Consider the following 21,069-nt stretch of genomic DNA (forward strand, 5'->3'; position numbering starts at 1 on the left):
TCGACCCCAAGGAGACCTCCAAGACCTGTCCGAAGTGCGGGAATGCTTCCCGGTATAATCGTAAGGCCCAAGGCTGGTTTAAATGCATAAAATGTGGCTACCAATCTGATGCGGATAGGGTGGGGGCAATAAACATAGCCGCAAAAGCGCTCGATGCTCTTGGGGCATGACCCTGGGAGAAAAGGGAGCGTGACACCCCTTAAGGCCAAGGCGATGAACTGGGTAGACCGGTGAGTGCTGGCTAACCTGCGGCGTGTGCCGCCATCCCGCGCTAGGATGCCCCCTAATTCATTAGGGGGAGGATGTCACGTATTGATGTCCTCCGACATCCGCAGGATATGCTGCGGCCTGCGAAAAGGAAAAACTCGTATAGATAATGGCAGCAAGAACGATATAATTAAATTTTTGTTAAGATGATGCTTCAACTCATATCACTCCCCGGAGAAAAAACCGTAGCTTTTACACAATATTTTCTAAAAACCGGCAGCTTTTTTCAAATATCAAAAAAATATCCCCAACCGGAGCGGTTGGGGATATTTTTTTAAAGCCTTATCGTGCTTCCCGGTCCCAAGGGCAGGTCCAGCAGGTACCAAACTGCAAGCTGTAAAATCCATACTATTGCAAAATATATTGAATAAGGCAGGAGGCATGAGATCAGAGTGCCCATTCCAAGTTTTTCGTCATACTTCTTCGCATGAGAGAGGACTATGGGGAAGTATGCAAGTAGTGGCGTAATGGGATTTGTAATCGAATCTCCTATTCTGTACGCGAGCTGCGTCAGCGCCGGGGAATAACCCAGTAGCATCAGCATCGGAACGAAAACCGGCCCCAGGACGGCCCATTTGGCAGAAGCGCTGGCCACCAGAAGGTTTATGGATGTGGAAATGATTATTATGCCTATTAGCAGCGGAAGGCCGGTAAAACCGATGTCTTTTAACAGCTGCGCCCCTTTTATTGCTAAAATGGTCCCTATATTGCTCCAGTTGAAGAACGCCATAAATTGAGCTGCAAGAAACGCCAAAACTATATATGACCCCATGGTGCTCATGGCTTTTGCCATCATTGACGCCAGGTCCTTATCGGACTTGATGGTACCGGCAGCGATGCCGTATCCTATAGCGGGAAACATGAAAAGCCCGGTCATAATCGGAACCAAACTATTCATAAAAGGCGAAATTATAAGGGAGCCATTTTCCGGATTCCTTAAAATCGCGTTCGGCGGCAGGGTCATCAATGCAATGACTGCTACATATGCTAACGCAACCAGCCCTGCAACCCTCAGCGCTCTTTTTTCGGTTTCGTTAAGTGGCTCAAATTTTTCAGCATTTCCACGATAGACTCCCATCCTCGGTTCTACAATCTTAACCGTAACGTAAGTTCCAACAAAAGTTAAGATTATGGTAGAAACAGCCAGAAAATAATAGTTCATCGCAGGATTTGCCACGTATTTGGGGTCTATAATCTGAGCCGCCTTTTCCGTAAAACCGGCCAGCAATACATCAAGCATATTTACGAATAAATTGGCGCTGAAACCCGCGGCCACACCCGCATAAGCCGCCGCAATCCCTACGAGGGGGTGTTTCCCCACACTCGCGAATATCATGGCGGCCAAGGGCGGCATTACTATGAGGGCTGAGTCGCCGGCCGCGTTGCCCAATATTCCGGTGAAAACCACCGCTGGAACTATCACCGATGTGGGAGCGCCGATAAGCAGCCTGCGAAGCAAAGCGCTCATGAGTCCGCTGTATTCCGCCACCCCGACACCCATCATTACAACGAGAACTAGTCCAAGGGGCGGGAAGGACGCAAAATTATTCACCATCTGAGTCATTATCTTTACAACGCCGTCCCTGGTCATAAGGCTTACGGCTTTTACCACTTCATTTGTGGCAGGATTGACTGCTTGCCATCCGGCTACTGCCGCAAGATGGGAAAGCAAAATTATGATTAAGCAGAGCAGAAAAAACAACGTTGCCGGGTCAGGAAGTCTGTTTCCGGCCCGTTCCACGAAGTTCAAAAATCCATCCATCAAACTCTTTCTGCTTTTTACGGTTTCACCCTGCAAACCAATCACCTCTCCCGTTTTTTATATTTTCAATCTCTCATTTTCCATTACGTACCTAACCATGAGCTCCACGCCCACGGCCAGGGCTTCTTCGTCTATATCAAATTCCGGATGATGATGTGGTTTATTTATGCCTTTTTCTTCATTTCTTGCCCCGACAAACGCAAAAGTGCCGGGAACTTTTTGCAGATAATATGCGAAATCTTCACCTCCCATCACAGGCTCGGCATCAATTACGTTCTGACCTCCAACCACTTCCGATGCGATTTGCTTTGCATAATTCGTCACCTTTTCGTCGGTTATAACAGCCGGATAACCCCTCGTGTATTTGATTCGGTAATCGGCGCCGTAAGCCGCCGTAATTCCTTTAACAATCTCTTCGATTCGCGTCTGAATTAGGTTGCGGACTTCCTCGCTATATGTTCTGACGGTTCCGGATATAGTAGCCACATCGGCAATTACGTTGAAGTTGTAACCAGCTTTTAACATTCCTACGCTTACCACAGCCGGTTCTATAGGCTTGACCGAACGGCTGACGATGGTTTGGAGAGCCATTACAACCTGTGATGCAACCACTATTGCATCCACGGCTTCGTGGGGCGCCGAACCATGACCCCCTTTGCCTATAATTTCAATCTCAAACGAATCGGGAGATGCCATCAAGGGGCCACTTTTCAGTCCCACTGTGCCAATAGGATAATTGGTCCAGAGGTGAAGGCCGAAAATATTGTCCACTTTCGGGTCTTCAAGGACCCCTGCTTCAATCATGGGCTTTGCCCCGCCCGGAAGCTGCTCCTCGCACGGCTGGAAGATGAATTTCACCTTTCCGGAGAATTTATCCTTCATTGAGGAAAGAATCATAGCAGCACCCAGAAGTATTGCCGTGTGTCCGTCATGACCGCATGCATGACAGGCTCCTTCCACTTTCGAAGCGTAGGCTACTTTTTTCGCATCCCTCACCGGAAGAGCATCCATATCAGCCCTCAGAGCTACCGTCGGACCCGGCTTGCCGGTATCGAGGAGCCCCACAACTCCGGTCTTTGCTATACCTTTTTGGACTTTTAATCCGAGGCTCTCCAATATTTCGGCAACTATTTTCGAGGTGCGAACCTCCTCAAATCCCAATTCAGGATGGGAATGAAAATCCCTTCGCAATTCCTGGACTTTTGGAAAAATCTCCTTTACCTTTGCCTTTACATCTTCCAACTTCGAACCCCCTTTACTAAAGATTTTTTTGATATTTAGTTGATATTTAGCTGATATTATATAGGATGAAAATAGTTTGTTCAAAGTTTAAAATTACCTTTATCCCTTTAATACGTTAAATTTTTTCTGTATTTTTAATTCATAATACTTGAAAATCATGATTATGGCTTTTTATAAATTAGGTTTTAGTGAGATAAAAATAGCACCAACCGAAAAGGTTGGTGCTCACTTGCTGGAAGGTATCATTTCAAGAAAGAACTTGTGAAAGCTCGGGTCATCCGTTACCTCGGGATGGAAAGCCGTCGCCAATAGGTTATTCTGTCTTGCCGCGACGATCTTCCCATCCAGCTCAAGCAGGACCTCCACGCCGGGCAATGCTTTTTCGGCGTAAGGCGCCCTGATAAATACCAGTTCCAGCGGTTTTGGCGACACAGCCGGTACGGGTTTTCTTACGATGAAGCTGTCCAACTGGCTGCCGTAAGCGTTCCTCCTGACCCATATATCCATCAAGCCAAGGTGCACGTAGTCCTCGTTTACTATCTTTTTTGCCAGGAGGATCATACCTGCACAAGTTCCCCAAATCGGCATGCCGTTTTTGGCTTTCTCTACAATGATTTTCCCGAGACCTGTCTCCCTCAAGAATTTACCTATTACGGTACTTTCTCCACCAGGCAAGATTAAAGCATCCACATCATTGAGTTCTTCTTCTTTTTTTACAGGAACCGGCTGGGCGCCGGCCATTTTGAGCATATTAATGTGTTCCCGCACCGCACCCTGGAAGGCCAATACCCCGACTTTCATATTACCACCCGCGCTCGGCGTAACGGCTCTCCAGGCGCTCCAGTTCCAAACCAGGCATGGGCTCACCCAGGTCCTCCGATACTTCCGCCAGTACCTCCGGATCGTCATAATGGGCGACGGCCTTCACGATAGCCCTGGCCCTCTTTTCGGGGTTTTCCGACTTAAATATACCCGAACCCACAAAAACTCCGTCGCACCCAAGCTGCATCAACAAGGCCGCATCGGCAGGCGTCGCCACACCTCCCGCTGCAAAGTTTACCACCGGAAGCCGGCCGTGCTCGGCCACGTAAAGCACGAGCTCGTAAGGAGCTCCCATTTCCTTAGCTGCTGTGATAAGTTCCTCCCTCGGCATATTCTGTAGCTTTCGAATCTGGGCGTTGATCGTCCTGATGTGCCTCACTGCCTCCACCACGTTGCCCGTACCCGCTTCACCCTTGGTCCTTATCATGGCCGCTCCTTCGGCAATCCTGCGCAGGGCCTCGCCCAAGTCTCGAGCACCGCAAACGAAGGGCACTTTAAATTTCTTCTTGTCTATGTGGCAAAACTCATCGGCTGGCGTCAGAACCTCGCTTTCGTCGATGAAGTCCACCCCTATCGCTTCAAGGATTTGTGCCTCCACGAAGTGGCCTATCCTGCATTTGGCCATTACCGGTATGCTTACCGCCTGCTTTATGGCTTTTATTATTTTCGGGTCCGACATGCGCGCAACGCCGCCATGCTTTCTGATGTCAGCAGGTACCCTCTCCAAGGCCATAACCGCTACTGCACCGGCTTCCTCCGCGATTCTGGCCTGTTCTGGAGTGGTCACGTCCATTATCACTCCGCCCTTCACCATCTCGGCCAGGTTTTTGTTTAGACTGTAGCGGTCGGGATGTGCATTCGTGTCCATCATGCTCTTTCCTTCCATGTCACATTCTCCCCCCATCATCTTAGGTAAAAAAATTTTTGCAATGATTTTTTTAAATAAACTTTTGTGGTATAATTTTGTATCGAAACAATTGTTGTTTTAATAACTGTACGTACATATTATCTTATTTTAGAACATTGTTTGTCAATACATTTTTGCTACAATGCGGTGGTGATATTAAAATGGACCATTTTGTATCGATACATCTGGATCGCGGCTCCGATAAGCCGCTGTACATCCAGTTATATGAAGGCATTGTAAGGCTGATAGAGGAAAAAAAGCTATCCCCCGGGGAAAAGCTTCCTACCATAAGAAAGCTGTCATCCCTGCTCAAAGTCAATACAGTCACCGTAGTAAATGCTTATCGTCTTCTCGAGCGCGAGGGATACGTCGTTTCCCGCGTTGGCAGCGGCACTTACGTAAGGTCGGCGGTAAAATCAATAAACGAAGGAGAGATGAGAGAAGACATTTCCGAAGAAAGATCTTCAGTCCATCAGGTACCTTATGACTTCGCCGGCGCCTTTATTCCTCCTGAATATTTCCCGGTGGAAGATTTTAAAAGAGCTATAAACAAGGTACTTGACCGCGATGGAGGCTATGCCTTTTCCTATAGCGAAAGCCAAGGATATCTACCTTTTAGGCATTCCTTGGGAAAATACCTTGCCAAGGAATATGCCATAGAGGTACCCGTGCACTTAATTCACGTCGTTTCAGGTGCCCAACAAGGGATCGATATTATTTCAAAAGCTCTTTTAGATTTCGGCGACGTAGTGTTTGTCGAATCTCCTACTTACCCTGGCGCCATCGATGCTTTTAAATCCAGGGGGGCAAGGATTGTGGAAATCCCTCTAACCCAGGACGGCCCGGACATGGATGAGCTGGTTGCAAGGCTCCGCCTCAAACCTCCAAAAATTTTCTACACTATGCCCAACTTTCAGAACCCCACGGGGTATTCTTATTCGGAACAAAAAAAGAAAGAGCTTTTAGCCCTTTCTCGAAAGTACGACTTTTTAATTATAGAAGACGACCACATGAACGACCTTTACTACGAAGAAAGGCCGTTACCTTTAAAGAACCTGGACGCCGAGGGCAGGGTCTTTTACATTAAGGGCTTTTCCAAGCTTTTCATGCCTGGATTGAGGCTGGGCTTCATAGTCGCGCCGGAGCCTTTTTCAAAGAAATTGCAAGAAGTGAAGTATTTTTCCGATATAACATCATCGGAGCTTGCCCAGAGGGCCCTCGATGTCATGCTGAAGGACGGTTCCTTTTACGACCACGCCGATAAAATGCGGGAAATTTTCCGCGAAAGGTGGAATATTGCATTAAAGGCCATGAAAAAGCATTTTCCCGCCGGGGTATATTGGTCAAAGCCCTCAGGAGGGCTTTTCTTTTGGATAACACTCCCCGACGGATGCTATTCCATGAACCTTTACGGCAAGGCCATAAAAAACGGGATTCTGATTACACCGGGAGACTTTTTCTATCCCGACCGCCGTCCGACAACGAGCTTCAGGCTCAGCATTGCACAAATTCCTTCCGAAAAGCTCGAAGAAGGGATAAAACTGCTAGCCGGATGCATTGCAGAACTCCTGGAAGAGTATCGCATAGACCCCTTGAAAGGCGATATGTATAAGCCCTTGTTGTGATAAGTAGTTGGTATTATCCACTGTATAACGATAAAAGCACACCTGCAACTATTGCAGAACCTATGACGCCGGCTACATTAGGCCCCATTGCGTGCATGAGGATGAAGTTGCCGGGCATCTCTTCCTGTGCTACTTTTTGTGATACCCGTGCAGCCATAGGAACAGCTGATACTCCTGCAGACCCTATCAGCGGGTTTACCTTACCTCCGCTCAATACATACATCAGCTTGCCAAATAGCACCCCGCCAGCAGTACCGCCCGCAAATGCAACCATCCCCAATATTAATATTTCTATCGTCTCAATCCTTAAAAAGTTTTCCGCGCTTGCTGTCGCTCCTACAGTTAAACCTATGAATATCGTCACAATATTTATCAGTTCGTTCTGGGCTGTCTTCGACAGCCGATCCACCACACCGCATTCCCTAAAAAGATTCCCAAGCATCAGACATCCGATCAGAGCCGTTGCCGGCGGCACCAAAAAGCTTGCCAGCACTGTTACTATTATCGGAAATATTATCTTTTCTGTCTTCGATACGGGCCTTAGTTGTTCCATTACTACAGTCCGCTCTTTTTTGGTGGTGAGAAGGCGCATTATCGGGGGCTGGATTACAGGTACCAAGGCCATGTATGAATAGGCCGCTACTGCTACCGCACCCAATAGGTGCGGCGCCAGTTTGCTCGTCAGGAAAATCGCGGTAGGACCGTCGGCTCCTCCTATTATGCCTATGGATGCGGCTTCTTTTACGTTAAATCCCAAAAGGGTTGCGCCGAGAAAGGTGATGAATATGCCAAGTTGTGCTGCCGCACCTAGAAGAAGGCTCTTGGGGTATGCTATTAAAGGGCCGAAGTCGGTCATAGCGCCCACCCCCAGGAATATGAGGGGCGGAAATACGCCGAGTTTCACCCCCTGGTATATCCAGTATAGAAATCCTCCGGGTTCCATGAGGCCAGCTACCGGTATGTTGGCCAGCATCATACCGAAGCTTATGGGGACCAAAAGCAGAGGCTCGTATTTTTTTACTATCGCAAGATACATCAGCGTGAAGGCTATGAGCAGCATGACAAGCTGCTGGGGGGTGACGTTGAAGTATCCAGTGCTTTTTAGAAAGTTTATTATACTCTGCACCAATTCCGTTCTCCTCCCCGCATCTTCTTTATTCCATTACCGCAAGAATGTCTCCAGTGTTTACCGAACTGCCTTCCGTCACTTCTATCGATAATATCTTACCGTCCTGCGGCGCGAGGATTTCGTTTTCCATCTTCATGGCTTCAAGGATCATTATTACCTGGCCTTTTTTGACGGCACTACCTGGTTTTGCTTTTATGGAGAGGATCGTTCCGGGCATTGGGGCGTTTATGGTGAGTTTACCCGCTGGCGTTGCTTTTTTGGGTGTGGCTGCAGGTGTGGGAGCAGGCTCTGCTTTAGCCTTTGGTGCTTCAATAGTGGAAACAGAAGGTGTTTCCTTTTTTGGCGCAGGGGCAGGTGCTGTTATTTCTTCCACTTCGACTTCGTAAGTTTTTCCATTTACTGTGATTCTATATTTTTTCATAGGTAAATCTCCTTTCTGTTTTTGATTATTTTATTTTTTATCGGCGGTAGAAATTACTCAATTGGATTACTCCATTGGATTGAATCTTGATTCCATGCCCCAGGCAGAGGTCCTTTCGTGAATCCGCCTGATAAATCCTATTTTTATCTGGTCGGCAGATTTTCCAAGGTATGCCGCAAGGGCTGCAGTTATTACTGCTACCAGTTGTTCTTCGCCTTCTTCTACCGCTTCGGATTCTTCTTTTTCTTCAAGTACAGCTTTTTCTCTTATATCGAAATTGTTCGCTACTTCTTGTTCGTTTTTGCCTACTTTATTTTCTTCTTTTTCTTTCTTGTAGAATATTACCTTCATGAGGTCAAGGAGCAATGATAGAATGTATAGCGATATCAGGGTTATTCCCATGCCCAACAGGCCGGTTTTTAGGGATTCTGCTAGGGCGTTCGTAACGTCGTTCATATTTTATACACCTTCCCTCTTTAGACGGGCATGTTGCCGTGTTTCTTGGCCGGGCGCTTCTCCCTCTTGCTCGCCAGCATCTCAAGGGCGCTTATCAGCCTTATCCTGGTGGTTGAGGGCTCTATTACGTCGTCAACGTATCCTCTCTTGGCCGCCTGATAGGGGTTTGCGAATTTGTCCCGGTATTCTTCTATCTTTTCCTTCCTCGTAGCTATGGGGTCCGCCGATTCTTCTATCTCTTTTTTGAATATTATGTTGGCCGCTCCTTCGGGCCCCATTACGGCTATTTCGGCTGTTGGGAATGCGAATACCTGGTCGGCTCCAAGGTGCCTCGAGCACATAGCTATATACGCCCCGCCGTAAGCCTTTCTAACTATTACTGTTATCTTCGGTACGGTGGCTTCAGAGTAGGCGTATAGTAGTTTTGCGCCGTGCCTTATTATGCCGCCGTGTTCCTGGGCTACTCCGGGCAGATACCCAGGGGTATCGGTGAAGGTTATCAATGGGATGTTGAAGGCGTCGCAGAAGCGCACAAACCTTGCCGCTTTGTCGGAGGCGTTTATGTCTAGGCAGCCCGCTAGAACTTTGGGTTGGTTGGCAAGTATGCCCACACTCCTGCCGTTGAGCCTGGCAAAGCCGGTTATCATGTTTTGCGCATAGTGCGGCTGCACTTCGAAGAAGTCACCGTCATCAACTACTTTTTTTATCAGCTCTTTCATATCGTAGGGTTTGTTAGGGTCAGTCGGTATCAGTGTGTTCAGTTCTTCAATGATCTTGTATGCTTCATCGCTCGGTTCTACGTAGGGCGGGTCCTCCAGGTTGTTGGACGGTATGTAGGATAGAAGCTTTTTTATGCTCTCTATGCATTCTTCTTCGCTTGATGCCAGAAAATGGGCCACTCCGCTTTTTTGGTTGTGAGCAAGGCCGCCTCCTAGTTCTTCAGGGCTCACCTCTTCGCCGGTCACCGCCTTAATTACCTGCGGCCCGGTTATGAACATCTTGCTTATGCCGTCTACCATGAAGATGAAGTCGGTGAGGGCCGGTGAGTATACGGCGCCACCGGCGCATGGGCCCAATATTACCGATATCTGTGGTATGACTCCCGAGGCTAACGTGTTCCTGAAGAATATTTCACCGTAACCTTTTAACGCATCTACGCCTTCCTGAATCCTCGCTCCGCCGGAATCGTTCAGGCCTATTATTGGGGCTCCCATCTTCATGGCCATGTCCATGATCTTGCATATTTTTGCGGCGTGCATTTCGCCTAAGGACCCGCCTATTACTGTGAAGTCCTGAGCAAAGACGAAAACTAATCTGCCGTTTATGGTGCCGTAGCCTGTGACCACGCCTTCGCCTGGTGCTTTTGTGTCTGCCATGTCGAAGTCTATGCAGCGGTGTTCTACAAAGGCGTCGATTTCCACGAAGCTCCCTTCGTCGAGCAGCTTTTCTATCCTTTCCCGGGCTGTGAGCTTTCCGCTTTCGTGCTGCTTTTTTATCCTCTTTTCTCCGCCGCCCAGCCTTACCTCTTCCCTCTTTTGCCTCAGTATTTCAAGCTTTTGTTCCATCGTTTCCATGCCTTTCACCCTTTTATCCTAATATTATGGATCTGAATTGATGTTTATTGGGCAATTCTACTTTCCAATTTTTGTATCAGCCTTTATTAAATTCATGAATTTAGTTAGTTATATAAGTGAGCAACTTTTATGCAGAATAAAAGGCCTCTTAGATACCCAGTTCCTTATATTAGGCGCAAAACTTACTTTATAGGGATTCAATTATAATAAAGCCTGAGCATTATCATAAGCATACTGTATACTTAAAAGTACAGCAAAGAGGGGATAGACCCAACAAAGTTGAGAACAAAGTGAACGTGACATTTGTTTTCACTAATAACATTCTCGGCCCTAGCGTAATTGTTCTATCCCCTCGGTTTTCTAAAGTAAAGCAATTACAAGGATAAAATATTTGCTCAACTTCTCTAATTTCTGTAAGGCTCTATGCCGAAATGCTTGAAAAATTCTATTCCTCTCTTTATGTCTTCTTTAAAGTCTTTAAACACGCTAGCTTCTATGGAGATGATTTCTTTGTAGCAAATTTTCTTGAGAACATTTATGAGGGGGGTGTAGTCATACCCATCATCCAGGCTGGGGACGAATCTTTCTGGGAAGTTCGAAAGGGGATTGTCTACATGAATGTGCTTTATGTATTTTTCGTAGTTTGCTATATCCTCCACATCCCTGTTCATTGCCGGAAGATACCTAAAATCGCACATGGTTTTCAAATTGTACCTTCCAAATTTCTCGATGAACTCCACCGCTTCAGGAATCGTATTTATAAAATTCGTGATGCTATTAGCCAAGGGTTCTAAAAGCACAGTTATGTTGTACTCTGCAGTTATATCGCACAGGATATTCAAAAATGTCATTAGCTTTTCATAGGCCCCTTTGACGTCACCTTCCGTAGGCAGGCTGCGGGATTTTCCATTGCCGAACACGTAATAGCGAGCTCCCATTTCCGCTGTCCTATACGCGCCCTTTTTCAGGTATTCCGTCCAATAATTCATATCAAAATCGGGCGAAGTTATGGATACCGTCAAGGGAATGGGATTATCAAAAACTTCGCACGTAATTCCCGAATCCCTTACCTTTTTCAGTGCTTCTTTGTACTCATCTTCACTTAATTCCATAATTTCTCTAATTTGCAATTCCGCACAATCATAACCAGCCCTAGCTATGTCATCAATATCTTTTATTTTCCCAAAACAAGATAACTTCATTTTCATAAATGACCACCTCTTGTTTCAAATTTAAATCAATCTGCTTTTAGCAAAACCTTTATTTCGCGATTGTTCCCGGATGCGAGCATTTTAAATAATTCAGGGGTCTCCGAAAGAGGATGCACCGATGAAATAATATTATTGACATCCAACTTTTTCTCAACAATGAAATCCATCACTTCATTCATTTCATTAGTAAACATATAACTGCCGTATATTGAAAGTTTCCGCCCTACTATGTCTGTTGGATTAATTTCTACATTTTCTCTTATTAAGGAGACCAGCACTATTCCTCCGCCGTTCCTCCCAAGCTTTATCGAGTCATTTATGACACTTGGAGCGCCTGCCGTAACTATTACCCTGTCAAAACCAACGTTATCTGTCAACTCAAGAGCTTTTTCGAGAGATTCGTTTTTCACATTTATCGTGTAATCAGCCCCGCACTTTTTTGCAGCATCTAGCCTGAAATCAACTACATCTGTCGCCGCAATTTTACCAGAACCCAGTATTTTTAAATACTGTATTATCATCAGTCCTATCGGACCCGTGCCTATAACCAAAACATTTTCTCCTTTTTCAAAATTCCCCTCTTTTGCAGCACAGTAACACACCGCGAGTGGCTCTAGCAGCGCACCTTCCTCATAAGTTACCCCTTCTTTCAGCGGAACTAACGAAAACTCAGGAAGGCAAACGTACTCGGCAAATCCACCGTCACACCTTTTCCTTTCTATCCCTAAAGTCCTTCCAACGCTTCTCCTGTTATTGCATAGATTTATCAATCCCTTTTTGCAGTAATAGCATTTCCCGCAGTACAGTATTGGGTTTACGCTCACCCGCTGTCCGATTCTTTCCTTTGAAACTCCCGGTCCTACTTCAACAACCTCTCCAGAGAACTCGTGGCCGAAGATAAGCGGAGGTCTTGCCCTGTCTGACCCTATCTTATACTCTTCTATATCCGACCCGCATATGGAAGCATACTTAACCTTTATCAAAACCTCTCCTTCCTTAGGAACGGGCTTTGGAACATCTTCATATCTCATATCGCCAGGGCCGTAAAAAACCACGGCCTTCATCATTTCCATTTTTTATCACCTCCAATTTTTTATATAGGGACGCGGGCAAAAATTTCTGCCCTCGTCCCCTTTTTTATTGTGATACTTTCCCCTCTACACTTAACTTACGACGGCCAAGCTATGGTGTAGATGTGCTTTCCTCCCTTGGTTGGGCCTTTCAAGAGGGCTTCTATTTCTTTCGGGTCTCTTTGGGTAATCCTGCTGGCATCAGGCAGTTTGCCCGGCGGGAATATGCTTAATATGTCATTGTGAAGCTTCAACAGATAATCGCAAGCCCTTTCGATACAAGCCCTTGCCTTTTCGGCATTAGCCTTTGTGGCTTTGCCTAGAACGCCCTCGGGAGCGGTTATACATTCTATTCCCACATTGCCCACCTGGCAGTGTCCAGGAATTGGGTACCCGTATATGTCTCCGCCCCTGTCTACGTGTCCCGGAGGCAGGTAACCTTTCACTTCAGTGTCCTCTGCATTTTCCATATCGCAGAATTCTGGGAAAAGTGCCAGGGAAATCGACGTTTCCGCCTCATCAGCATGCTGGAAGGGCGTGTCAAATGGGCCTCCATGCTCTTTGTCCATCAAAGTCTGCCCCATGACTCTCGGCAGATCTACGAAAAGTATCAATGCCGGAACTTGATATTTTTTGGCCCATTCCTGTATTGCAGAAGGAATTATATACTCCTGCCCGTGCATACTTATGAAGATCTGCTTCCTGAACCCTGTATTCCAGTACCCGGAAATTATTGCTCTTATCATCGCCGCGAACACATCATCGGGAAGCGGCACCGTCCCAGGTTGCCCAATGTGGTGGAAGGGATGTGAACCGTACCAAAGCGGAGATGCGATGGTACAACCTGCTTTTGCGGCAACCATTTCTGCAATTCTCGTAACGATAAAAGTATCTTCTCCCATCGGACCCGCATTTCCATGATTTTCTGTTGAGCCCACCGGTATTATGATGATATCGTTGACCTTAAGTCTTTCCTCAACATCCTTTTTTGTCATCGTGTGGTAGTACATTTTGTTTGGCTTTTCAAGGCAGCCTTCGTTAGGAAATTTCCATTCTCCCATTTATAACTCCTCCCCTTTATTTTTGTTTTGTTTATTGCCATTTTTGATGTTTTAATGATATATCAGTTAAGAAGAAAATTTTTACCCTTAGTCGTTGTATAGTATCACTTTTACGTCTTTTGATTTCCTTGATGCAAGTTCTTCAAAAATTCTCGGTCCTTCGCTCATGTGATAGATACCTGTGATTATCTGCTCCACGTTCATCCTGCCTGTTTTAATCATTTCCAGGCCTTCTCGCATCTCCGTAGTGTACATGTAGCTGCTGTAGAAGGTTATTTCCTTACAAACAGCCTTTTTGTAATCAAATTCAACTTTCGCTGCGCCTAGCCCTATCCATACCACCTTTCCACCATTCCTGACGATTTCAACGCTGCCGTTTACAGTATCGGTTACTCCAACGGCATCAAATACCACATCTACGCCTACCCCTTCAGTCACTTCCCGAGCGAACTTAATCATTTCTTCTTTTGAATCAATCACGTCCGTAGCCCCGCATTTTTTAGCCATTTCTAGCCTGTCCTTAATTATGTCCATCGCAATAATCCTTCTTGCCCCGAAAAACTTCACACACTGAATTGTAAGGAGTCCTATCGGCCCCGCGCCGTATACCGCAACTATTTTATCATTCAAGTCACCGGCGTGCTTCGTTGCCCGAAGCGATATGGCAAGGGGTTCGGTAAGAGCAGCTGCGTTAAATGATACGTTGTCCGGTAGAAGCATCACTTTCTCAGCAGGAGCCACCACGTATTCGGCCATAGCGCCGTTGTAAGAACCGGCTTTCATAGTGGTCCCTATTATCTTCCTGTTATCGCAAACATTGCTGAAGCCCGCCTTGCAGTCAGCACAATAGCCGCAATAAAGATTAGTTTCAACTATAACCCTGTCTCCTACCTTAAGGCCTTCTACTTTCTCGCCCAATTTAGCAATTTCCCCAGAAAATTCATGGCCCATGATAAGCGGTGGCACTCGCATTGTGGATTCGCCCTTGTATCCTGTGAGGTCTGAACCGCATATGGATACGGCTTTCACCTTTATCAAAACTTCATTTTCTTTTGGCTCGGGGGTCTCAACGTCCATATACCTAATGTCATACGGACCCATATAAACCAAGGCTTTCATAATTATCCTCCTAACGCCTTATATAATTTATATTTATCAGCATTCTCCAAGTTCGCGGGGCTTGACTTCCTCCTAAAGGAATTTCAAGCCCCGCAATATTCACAGTAAAATTACTTCTTTGCTTCTTCTATTGCTTTATAAAGTTCATCGACAAAATCGCTACCTATATCCTTCTTAACCATCTCGGCTACCTTTTCTGCCGCCTCTTTCATTTTCGCCTTCACGTCTTCAGATAGCTCGACAACCTGCATTCCCTTATTTTTAAGCTCGGACAGCATTTTTTCATTTTGAGCTTTTGACTCATTAAACAGGAACTCACTAACTTCATTCATGCTCTCATCGATTATCTTCTTGTAATCATCGGGCATGCTGTCGTATAGATTCTTGTTCATCACAACGGTGTGAACGAAAGCAATGTGGTGGGTATGATTTATATATTTTTGGACCTCATAGAATTTATTTGCCAGCAAAATGTCGTACGGGTTTTCCTGAGCATCTACAGTCCCCTGTTGCAATGCTACATAAAGCTCGCTGAAGTTAAGCGGCGTGGGATTTGCACCTAAATTCTTCCAGAATTCCATGTGGTACTTGTTTTCCATAGTCCTTATCTTTATTCCCTTAAAATCGTTGATATTGTTTATCGCTTTATTGGCCGTCATTTCACGGTAGCTTATCGGGACCATCAACAGCAGTTTAAATCCAGCTTTTTCGTACTCTTGAGCCAATTTTTCTTTGAACTCTCCGGAAAGAACTTTCTTTGCAATGTCAAGGTTATCAAAAAGCATCGGTATGTCAAACACTGCAAGTTTCGGGACAAAGTTAACCGCAGGAGCTGTGGTCAGGGATACCATCGCGATGTTTCCCGCCTGACAGCTTTCTAATGTCTCCCTATCTCCGCCAAGCTGGCTGTCCAAGTATAGTTCAACCTTAATCTTTCCATTGGACTTTTTCTCGATTAAATCTTTTATCATTGCACTTGCTTTAGCCCTCGGCGTTTCTCCCGTAGATGGATAAGCACCTGCCAGCTGCAAAGTATACTCGGGTTCAGAACTGCTCTGTTGGGATTGTGAAGATGATCCCTTCTTTGCCCCTCCGCAGGCGGTTAGGCTCATCGCCAATATCAATACCACAAGGATTAATGAGATAGTTTTTACTTTTTTCACAGCAACAAACCCCCTTGCCATATTTTTTCAACAGAACGAATTCTATAAATTTTTAATTTTGATTTTATTTTCCCTATCACCTCCTAATTTCAAAATTTTTTGCCAAATATTATTTTTGAAGAAGCACAAGGCTGATCGAAGGAACGTAAGTTATTATGAAAAGCGCAATTATAAAGGAAATTATAAACGGTATTGCCTTCAAGCCTATCTTCATTACCTCTTCTTTTATCATAGGTGCAGCCACAAATAGATTTACTCCAAAAGGCGGTGTAACCATTCCTACTGCAAGATTGCACACCATTATTACACCCAAATGAATCGGATTAATACCCATTGCCACAGCCGACGGCAATAGCATGGGAGCAAGTATTGCTATTGCTGGTCCTACATCCATAAACATACCTAAGATGAGCAATATTATGTTTAATACCAGCAGGAACATTATCCAGTTGTTTCCGAAATTCGCGACGATAAAATCTCTCAGGAGAACCGGAGCCTGTAACAATGCTAAAACTCGGCCGAATACTATAGCTAGAGAGAGTAAAACTACAATTGGTGCATAAGATTTAACAGAATTCCTTAGAATGTTCAAAATATCTCCGAGTTTTAATGTCTTATATATAAACAGGCATACTAAAATCGAGTAAAATACCGAGATTACCGCTGCTTCTGTAGGAGTTACAACACCACTGTATATGCCTCCGAGTATGATCACTGGTGTCAGCAAAGCCCAGAAACTTTCCCTAAAGAGTTTGAAAAAGCCTTTCTGCCTCAATGAATTATACCTATCTAGGATTTTTTCTTTGTCTTCACCATATCTTTTGGCATAAATGTAGGCGTAGACCATTAGAGAAAGTCCTATTAAAATTCCGGGGAAGATTCCTGCAATAAACAAACTACCTATGGAAACTCCCGTCACCACACCATACGTTACGAATGGAATGCTCGGAGGGATTATGACCCCTAAACCTCCAGCAGTTGCAATCATCGCAGCACTGTAAACCTTATCGTAGCCTAACGACACCAAAAACGGTATTGCCATTCCTCCTACCGCCGCAGTCGTAGCCACGCCAGAACCTGAAATCGCCCCGTAAAACAATGCAGTTATAATAGCGGCAATTGGCATTCCCGCAGTTTTATTACCCACGAAATATGCAAAGAAATTGAATAATTTTTCGGAGATTTTCCCCTTCGTCATGATGTCTCCAGAGAGTATAAACATTGGAATAGCAAGTATGGGAGTGCTATCTAACGCACTTACCATATTTCGAATTACAAATTGTATATTTCCGGCAAAATGAGGATTTAAAAGCCCTGGATAAATGGTTGCCAAACCTAGCGATATCGCTATCGGGATACTCAGTAAAAGCCCGATTATCAATATGCCAAACATTTGAATAGCCATTTGCTTTACCTCCATATTTACAATATCAAAAATGAAGCTATTTTTCCGAAAATTCTCTAACTACCTTTATTGCATCTTGGAGCGATCTTATAGCAGCAAGAAGAAACCCCACTACTGTCGCACCGTAAATGGTATACATTGGAACACCCATTGCCGGACTAATCTGTTTGCTTAGCATTATTTTTTCTACAACCGGAATAGAGTTAATAAAGAGAAATACAAAAAATGCTATATTAACGCAAACTACCAATATTCTTGCAATTTTCTTCAATGTTTTCGGCAGTATACCAATGAATGTATCCACTTTTAGAATCGTTTTTTCCTTGATCGTGTACCCTATGCTCAAAAAAGCTGACCATATGAAAGCGTAGCGTGAAAGCTCTTCTGCCCAGGACAACGAGGAATTAAACACATACCTCATTATCACTTGAAGCATCATTACGCAGGCAATAAGGGCAAGTAATATGCTTAATACATATTCCTCAAAATGATCATTCAGCCATTTTATTATTTTCATGTCCCAAAAACCTCCAGCTATTTTCTGTACCGGTGGGTAGTTTCATTATATCTACCCACCGGCTGTTTTCAGTTTATACATTAAAAATTCTATTTCCTGTGGCTTTCCAGCTGCGGCGAATAAATCCAGATAAACTTCAAAGGTTCATCTCCGGTATTGACGATCGAGTGATATTCTCCTGGAGGATTGTAGATGCAAACACCGGGTTCAATAGGGATTTCTCTGTCCTTTGTAATAAATTTACCTCTGCCCTGGAAGAAGTACATGACTTCTTCTTCTTTCTCATGCTTGTGTTCAGGAACCATACTCCCTACATAGGTCTCGTTTATTCCCACTGCAAGATTCTTAGCCCCTACCGTCTTTTCCGAAACTAAAATCCACGACTTTCTTGCAGGTTCCCTGTACTCTCCTTCGACATCCTTAATATTTACCACTTTTACTTCAGCCATCTTTTATTCTCCTTTCTAAAATTTTTTTTGCAAATATATCGATTTTTAATTAAAAGGTTTCCGGATCCATCTCGATTTCCCAAATGCTTTCTAGCTCTTCCTGTGGTATGTCAAACACCTCATTGTTAGGTGGCAACGGTTCCTCTCTCATAAATTCCGGCATCCTCTTAACTTTTTCAGAAACACCCGCGAGCTCGTTAAACTTTCTTTCCGTCTCGAGGACATCAACGCCCATTCGTTTTATCTCTTCAAAACTCATATCCCAACCGTATCTTCCCTTGCAAAGCATGCTCAGCAATTCTTTCTTCTTAATAAATGCAGGTCTTACAAACAGGCACACTCCCAATGAATCTATTAGAGCGGCTCTAATCTGCAGCTGTCTGGATATTTGGACTTGCCCCTCTCTTGCAAGGGGGTTATGTGTCCTTACCGTCTCAAAGGCATTTCCGGCGGTGTGGTCGGCTCCCATTGTTGAAGTGGCGTAAAGCACTCCGTTACCCTTTAGACCTCTCGGGTCGTATGCAGGCATTGCTTGACCCTTGACCACCGGCACCCTCCTTACTCCGAATGCCTGACCGGTAAATGCAGCTCCGTTTCCAATTATCCTTCCCAAATAGGTTCCTTCTCCGATTTGCCGCACTATGTCTTTAGCTCCTTCTGCATCCCCGAACTTCAAGACCCCCGCTTCCATCGCCACGCCTATAGCGGCACCGCACTCGATGGTATCAACTCCTACCTGATTGCACAAATGATTCAATTCAGCAATGTCATCGATATCGCCAATGCCGCAGTTAGGCCCGAGAAGTACTACGCTCTCGTACTGCAATGAAGCCACTATCTTCTTCCCTTCCTTGTCCGGGAATACGTTGCTGCACATAATTGTGCATCCCGGAACACACGGGGTACCCGATTTGCCGCATCCTCCTCTTTCCTTTATAAGTTCCGCCACGCGGGGTCCCGTCATATTTCCTGCAAATTCAAATTGTCCGGAGCTGAAGTTCCTTGTAGGTAACAAACCCAAATTATTGGCCATTTCCAATATATCTAGGGTGCCATACTTGCGGCGGTTTTGGCTTTTCGGATCTTCCTGCAGTATCCTAAATACCTCTTTTACCGCAGTGTTCAATAGTTCCGGATCGTAATAATCAGGTTCTACCTGTTTTGAATCATCTATTACTATCGCCTTTATGCCCTTCGATCCCATCACAGCCCCTAATCCGCCGCGGGCCGCGTACCTTACCTGCTCTCCCCGGTCATCGCTCAAGGCTATTCCTGCAGCATACAACTTCATTTCTCCAGCAGGCCCTATGCAAATTAATCCACTTCTTTCCCCAAACTCTTTTCTCAAAATCTCAAAAGTCTCGTCAACCAGCTTACCTTTCAGATGAGGAGCATCAATAAGCTTTGCCTCATCGGCACTTACAAATAGTATTCTAGTCTTAGGCTCTTGGGGAATATCTTCCAGGATTATTGCCTTTACTCCTATCCTTGCCAATCTTTTTCCCGCATTTCCTCCGACGTTACACTCTTTTACTCCTCCAGTCAGGGGGCTCTTTCCTCCTATTGAAAGTCTGCCCGCTGTGCTCAGGTTGGTATCTGCAAATAACCCAAGAGATATGATGAGCTTATTATATCTGCCCAACGGCTCGCAGGTGGGAGGCACTTCGTTGAGCAGCGTCTTTGCGATAAAGTGCCTGCCGCCCCATCTTAGCTCTTGTTCTGTGGGAGCCTTTTCTGTAATTTCACCAGTCCTAGTGTTTACCCTTATTATTCTTTTCAACCTCTAAACCTCCTTTGCTTAATTTTCATCGATTATTCTCAAATTTGATCCCACTTTTTTAAGGAGTTCATTCAAAGAACCGGCCAGCTTGTCACTAATTTCTACGCCTTCCTTGAGGCTCTTTTTCTCTTTTCTATACTCAATTTCGCCAGGTATGAATATTTCTTCCACACCTTCTGCTTTTTTCAAATTCTTGACCATATTGAAATAATTTTCCATCATTTCTTTAAAAGATTCCACGTCCATAAAATGAGACACATCTATTACGATACAAGAAGCGCCCACCCCGGTAGGTCCTTCTAACACGTGGAAGGATTTTAGTTTATTGCCATATCCTGATCCCGCAAGGACCCCCGAGATTATGTCGACAGCCATAGCTAGCGAAGAACCCTTCGGACCGCCAATCGGCATAAGCGAACCCTCTAAAGCTTTGGCCGGATCGGTGGTAGGTCTACCTTCTGGATCCATCGCCCAATTATCCGGAATGGTCTTGCCATTCCTTAGGGCCTCTCGAATTTTCCCCCTTGCTACGACACTGGTAGCCATGTCCGCTGTGAAATTCACGGTTTTGGCCGGAATGGAAATCGCTATAGGATTTGTGCCAAGGAATTTTTCCGCCGCTCCCCAGGGAGCCATAGCAGGCGCCGCATTAGATGACATTATTGCGATCTTACCATTTTCCGCCGCACGCTGCGTGTAGCATCCAAGACATCCCACGTTATTTGCATTTCTTATCAAAACCATACCCACACCATACTTTTCGGCTTTTTCCATGGCAATTTCCAAAGCCAAATTAGCTGCTACCATTCCTATTCCATCTTTGCCGTCAACTAACGCAACAGCTTCTTTGTCTAAAACGACTTCCGGATGGGTCGGTATATTTATCTGTCCTCCTTCCCGGCGCATAGAAATCACGTTCAATAGGTATGTACCATGCGTCGATATGCCCCTCATATCTGCCCTTACCAGTATTTCGGATACTGTCCTTGCGTTTTCTGGATTTTCCCCAAGCCCCACCAGTATCTCATATGCGGCACTCTTTAGAGTTTCAACTGGAATTTTCATACGCTCCATTTCTCCCTTCAAGAA

At 45.2% G+C, this 21,069-nt stretch carries 20 protein-coding genes; 2 read left to right on the forward strand and 18 right to left on the reverse strand.

Annotation, left to right across the window (positions count from 1 at the left end):
* The coding region (locus tag AN618_RS14005; RefSeq protein ID WP_157081673.1) for a zinc ribbon domain-containing protein at nucleotides 1–170 on the forward strand (170 nt) is incomplete at its 5' end.
* Between the two features lie 371 nt (nucleotides 171–541).
* On the opposite strand, the gene AN618_RS07700 is transcribed toward AN618_RS14005, so the two are convergent.
* From AN618_RS07700 to pdxS, 4 genes are all read right to left on the reverse strand, one after another.
* Entirely contained in the window at nucleotides 542–2,029 is a 1,488-nt protein-coding gene (locus tag AN618_RS07700) for an AbgT family transporter (RefSeq protein WP_066353721.1), read from the reverse strand.
* Between the two features lie 57 nt (nucleotides 2,030–2,086).
* Nucleotides 2,087–3,271 carry a M20 metallopeptidase family protein gene (locus AN618_RS07705; protein ID WP_083515122.1) on the reverse strand — a complete coding sequence of 395 codons (1,185 nt, stop codon included), beginning with the start codon at nucleotides 3,269–3,271 and terminating at the stop codon, nucleotides 2,087–2,089.
* Nucleotides 3,272–3,496: 225 nt separating this feature from the next.
* On the reverse strand, nucleotides 3,497–4,072 hold the full coding sequence (pdxT, locus tag AN618_RS07710; protein ID WP_066353666.1) for a pyridoxal 5'-phosphate synthase glutaminase subunit PdxT: 576 nt from the start codon (nucleotides 4,070–4,072) through the stop codon (nucleotides 3,497–3,499).
* 1 nt (nucleotide 4,073) lies between these two features.
* Complete coding sequence (pdxS, locus tag AN618_RS07715) at nucleotides 4,074–4,961, reverse strand: pyridoxal 5'-phosphate synthase lyase subunit PdxS (protein WP_066353722.1); 888 nt, start codon at nucleotides 4,959–4,961, stop codon at nucleotides 4,074–4,076.
* A gap of 200 nt (nucleotides 4,962–5,161) precedes the next feature.
* Here pdxS and pdxR point away from each other — a divergent pair, with 200 nt between their 5' ends.
* Nucleotides 5,162–6,625: a MocR-like pyridoxine biosynthesis transcription factor PdxR gene (gene pdxR, locus AN618_RS07720; protein WP_066353667.1), complete on the forward strand. Its 1,464-nt coding sequence runs from the start codon at nucleotides 5,162–5,164 to the stop codon at nucleotides 6,623–6,625.
* A gap of 13 nt (nucleotides 6,626–6,638) precedes the next feature.
* Here pdxR and AN618_RS07725 read toward each other — a convergent pair whose 3' ends face one another.
* The 14 genes from AN618_RS07725 to AN618_RS07790 form a co-directional block, all read right to left on the reverse strand.
* Complete coding sequence (locus AN618_RS07725) at nucleotides 6,639–7,754, reverse strand: sodium ion-translocating decarboxylase subunit beta (protein WP_066353668.1); 1,116 nt, start codon at nucleotides 7,752–7,754, stop codon at nucleotides 6,639–6,641.
* A gap of 25 nt (nucleotides 7,755–7,779) precedes the next feature.
* Nucleotides 7,780–8,175, reverse strand: coding sequence for a biotin/lipoyl-containing protein (locus tag AN618_RS07730; RefSeq protein WP_066353670.1), 396 nt, complete (start codon nucleotides 8,173–8,175; stop codon nucleotides 7,780–7,782).
* Nucleotides 8,176–8,241: 66 nt separating this feature from the next.
* On the reverse strand, nucleotides 8,242–8,631 hold the full coding sequence (locus AN618_RS07735; RefSeq protein ID WP_066353671.1) for an OadG family transporter subunit: 390 nt from the start codon (nucleotides 8,629–8,631) through the stop codon (nucleotides 8,242–8,244).
* A gap of 20 nt (nucleotides 8,632–8,651) precedes the next feature.
* Nucleotides 8,652–10,205 (reverse strand): acyl-CoA carboxylase subunit beta, encoded by a 1,554-nt coding sequence (locus AN618_RS07740; RefSeq protein ID WP_066353672.1) that lies wholly within the window; start codon nucleotides 10,203–10,205, stop codon nucleotides 8,652–8,654.
* 404 nt (nucleotides 10,206–10,609) lie between these two features.
* Nucleotides 10,610–11,413, reverse strand: coding sequence for a sugar phosphate isomerase/epimerase family protein (locus tag AN618_RS07745; RefSeq protein ID WP_066353673.1), 804 nt, complete (start codon nucleotides 11,411–11,413; stop codon nucleotides 10,610–10,612).
* Between the two features lie 29 nt (nucleotides 11,414–11,442).
* Nucleotides 11,443–12,489, reverse strand: coding sequence for a zinc-dependent alcohol dehydrogenase (locus AN618_RS07750; RefSeq protein ID WP_066353675.1), 1,047 nt, complete (start codon nucleotides 12,487–12,489; stop codon nucleotides 11,443–11,445).
* 95 nt (nucleotides 12,490–12,584) lie between these two features.
* Nucleotides 12,585–13,547: a 3-dehydro-scyllo-inosose hydrolase gene (iolN, locus tag AN618_RS07755; RefSeq protein ID WP_066353676.1), complete on the reverse strand. Its 963-nt coding sequence runs from the start codon at nucleotides 13,545–13,547 to the stop codon at nucleotides 12,585–12,587.
* 87 nt (nucleotides 13,548–13,634) lie between these two features.
* Nucleotides 13,635–14,666, reverse strand: coding sequence for a zinc-dependent alcohol dehydrogenase (locus AN618_RS07760; protein ID WP_066353680.1), 1,032 nt, complete (start codon nucleotides 14,664–14,666; stop codon nucleotides 13,635–13,637).
* Between the two features lie 110 nt (nucleotides 14,667–14,776).
* The gene (locus AN618_RS07765) at nucleotides 14,777–15,829 is read right to left on the reverse strand and encodes a TRAP transporter substrate-binding protein (RefSeq protein ID WP_222926417.1); all 1,053 of its coding nucleotides are present in this window, start codon (nucleotides 15,827–15,829) and stop codon (nucleotides 14,777–14,779) included.
* Between the two features lie 109 nt (nucleotides 15,830–15,938).
* The gene (locus AN618_RS07770; protein ID WP_187694906.1) at nucleotides 15,939–17,234 is read right to left on the reverse strand and encodes a TRAP transporter large permease; all 1,296 of its coding nucleotides are present in this window, start codon (nucleotides 17,232–17,234) and stop codon (nucleotides 15,939–15,941) included.
* A gap of 37 nt (nucleotides 17,235–17,271) precedes the next feature.
* The gene (locus AN618_RS07775) at nucleotides 17,272–17,751 is read right to left on the reverse strand and encodes a TRAP transporter small permease (RefSeq protein WP_066353684.1); all 480 of its coding nucleotides are present in this window, start codon (nucleotides 17,749–17,751) and stop codon (nucleotides 17,272–17,274) included.
* An 89-nt stretch (nucleotides 17,752–17,840) separates the two neighbouring features.
* Nucleotides 17,841–18,200, reverse strand: a complete 360-nt coding sequence (locus AN618_RS07780; protein WP_066353685.1) for a cupin domain-containing protein — start codon at nucleotides 18,198–18,200, stop codon at nucleotides 17,841–17,843.
* A gap of 49 nt (nucleotides 18,201–18,249) precedes the next feature.
* Nucleotides 18,250–19,980 carry an aldehyde ferredoxin oxidoreductase C-terminal domain-containing protein gene (locus AN618_RS07785; RefSeq protein ID WP_066353688.1) on the reverse strand — a complete coding sequence of 577 codons (1,731 nt, stop codon included), beginning with the start codon at nucleotides 19,978–19,980 and terminating at the stop codon, nucleotides 18,250–18,252.
* An 18-nt stretch (nucleotides 19,981–19,998) separates the two neighbouring features.
* The gene (locus AN618_RS07790) at nucleotides 19,999–21,045 is read right to left on the reverse strand and encodes an Ldh family oxidoreductase (protein WP_066353690.1); all 1,047 of its coding nucleotides are present in this window, start codon (nucleotides 21,043–21,045) and stop codon (nucleotides 19,999–20,001) included.
* Between the last annotated feature and the right edge of the window lie 24 nt (nucleotides 21,046–21,069).

Source organism: Fervidicola ferrireducens (assembly GCF_001562425.1).
GTDB lineage: Bacteria > Bacillota > Thermosediminibacteria > Thermosediminibacterales > Thermosediminibacteraceae > Fervidicola > Fervidicola ferrireducens.

What these genes read in the sequence shown, in the direction of transcription:
- AN618_RS07730 (WP_066353670.1), bottom strand. Translation starts at nt 8,175, where the DNA reads ATGAAAAAATATAGAATCACAGTAAATGGAAAAACTTACGAAGTCGAA.
- AN618_RS07760 (WP_066353680.1), bottom strand. Translation starts at nt 14,666, where the DNA reads ATGAAAGCCTTGGTTTATATGGGTCCGTATGACATTAGGTATATGGAC.
- AN618_RS07770 (WP_187694906.1), bottom strand. Translation starts at nt 17,234, where the DNA reads ATGGCTATTCAAATGTTTGGCATATTGATAATCGGGCTTTTACTGAGT.
- pdxT (WP_066353666.1), bottom strand. Translation starts at nt 4,072, where the DNA reads ATGAAAGTCGGGGTATTGGCCTTCCAGGGTGCGGTGCGGGAACACATT.
- pdxS (WP_066353722.1), bottom strand. Translation starts at nt 4,961, where the DNA reads ATGGACACGAATGCACATCCCGACCGCTACAGTCTAAACAAAAACCTG.
- AN618_RS07790 (WP_066353690.1), bottom strand. Translation starts at nt 21,045, where the DNA reads ATGAAAATTCCAGTTGAAACTCTAAAGAGTGCCGCATATGAGATACTG.
- pdxR (WP_066353667.1), top strand. Translation starts at nt 5,162, where the DNA reads ATGGACCATTTTGTATCGATACATCTGGATCGCGGCTCCGATAAGCCG.
- AN618_RS07740 (WP_066353672.1), bottom strand. Translation starts at nt 10,205, where the DNA reads ATGGAAACGATGGAACAAAAGCTTGAAATACTGAGGCAAAAGAGGGAA.
- iolN (WP_066353676.1), bottom strand. Translation starts at nt 13,547, where the DNA reads ATGGGAGAATGGAAATTTCCTAACGAAGGCTGCCTTGAAAAGCCAAAC.
- AN618_RS07775 (WP_066353684.1), bottom strand. Translation starts at nt 17,751, where the DNA reads ATGAAAATAATAAAATGGCTGAATGATCATTTTGAGGAATATGTATTA.
- AN618_RS07750 (WP_066353675.1), bottom strand. Translation starts at nt 12,489, where the DNA reads ATGGAAATGATGAAGGCCGTGGTTTTTTACGGCCCTGGCGATATGAGA.
- AN618_RS07735 (WP_066353671.1), bottom strand. Translation starts at nt 8,631, where the DNA reads ATGAACGACGTTACGAACGCCCTAGCAGAATCCCTAAAAACCGGCCTG.
- AN618_RS07700 (WP_066353721.1), bottom strand. Translation starts at nt 2,029, where the DNA reads ATGGATGGATTTTTGAACTTCGTGGAACGGGCCGGAAACAGACTTCCT.
- AN618_RS07745 (WP_066353673.1), bottom strand. Translation starts at nt 11,413, where the DNA reads ATGAAAATGAAGTTATCTTGTTTTGGGAAAATAAAAGATATTGATGAC.
- AN618_RS07780 (WP_066353685.1), bottom strand. Translation starts at nt 18,200, where the DNA reads ATGGCTGAAGTAAAAGTGGTAAATATTAAGGATGTCGAAGGAGAGTAC.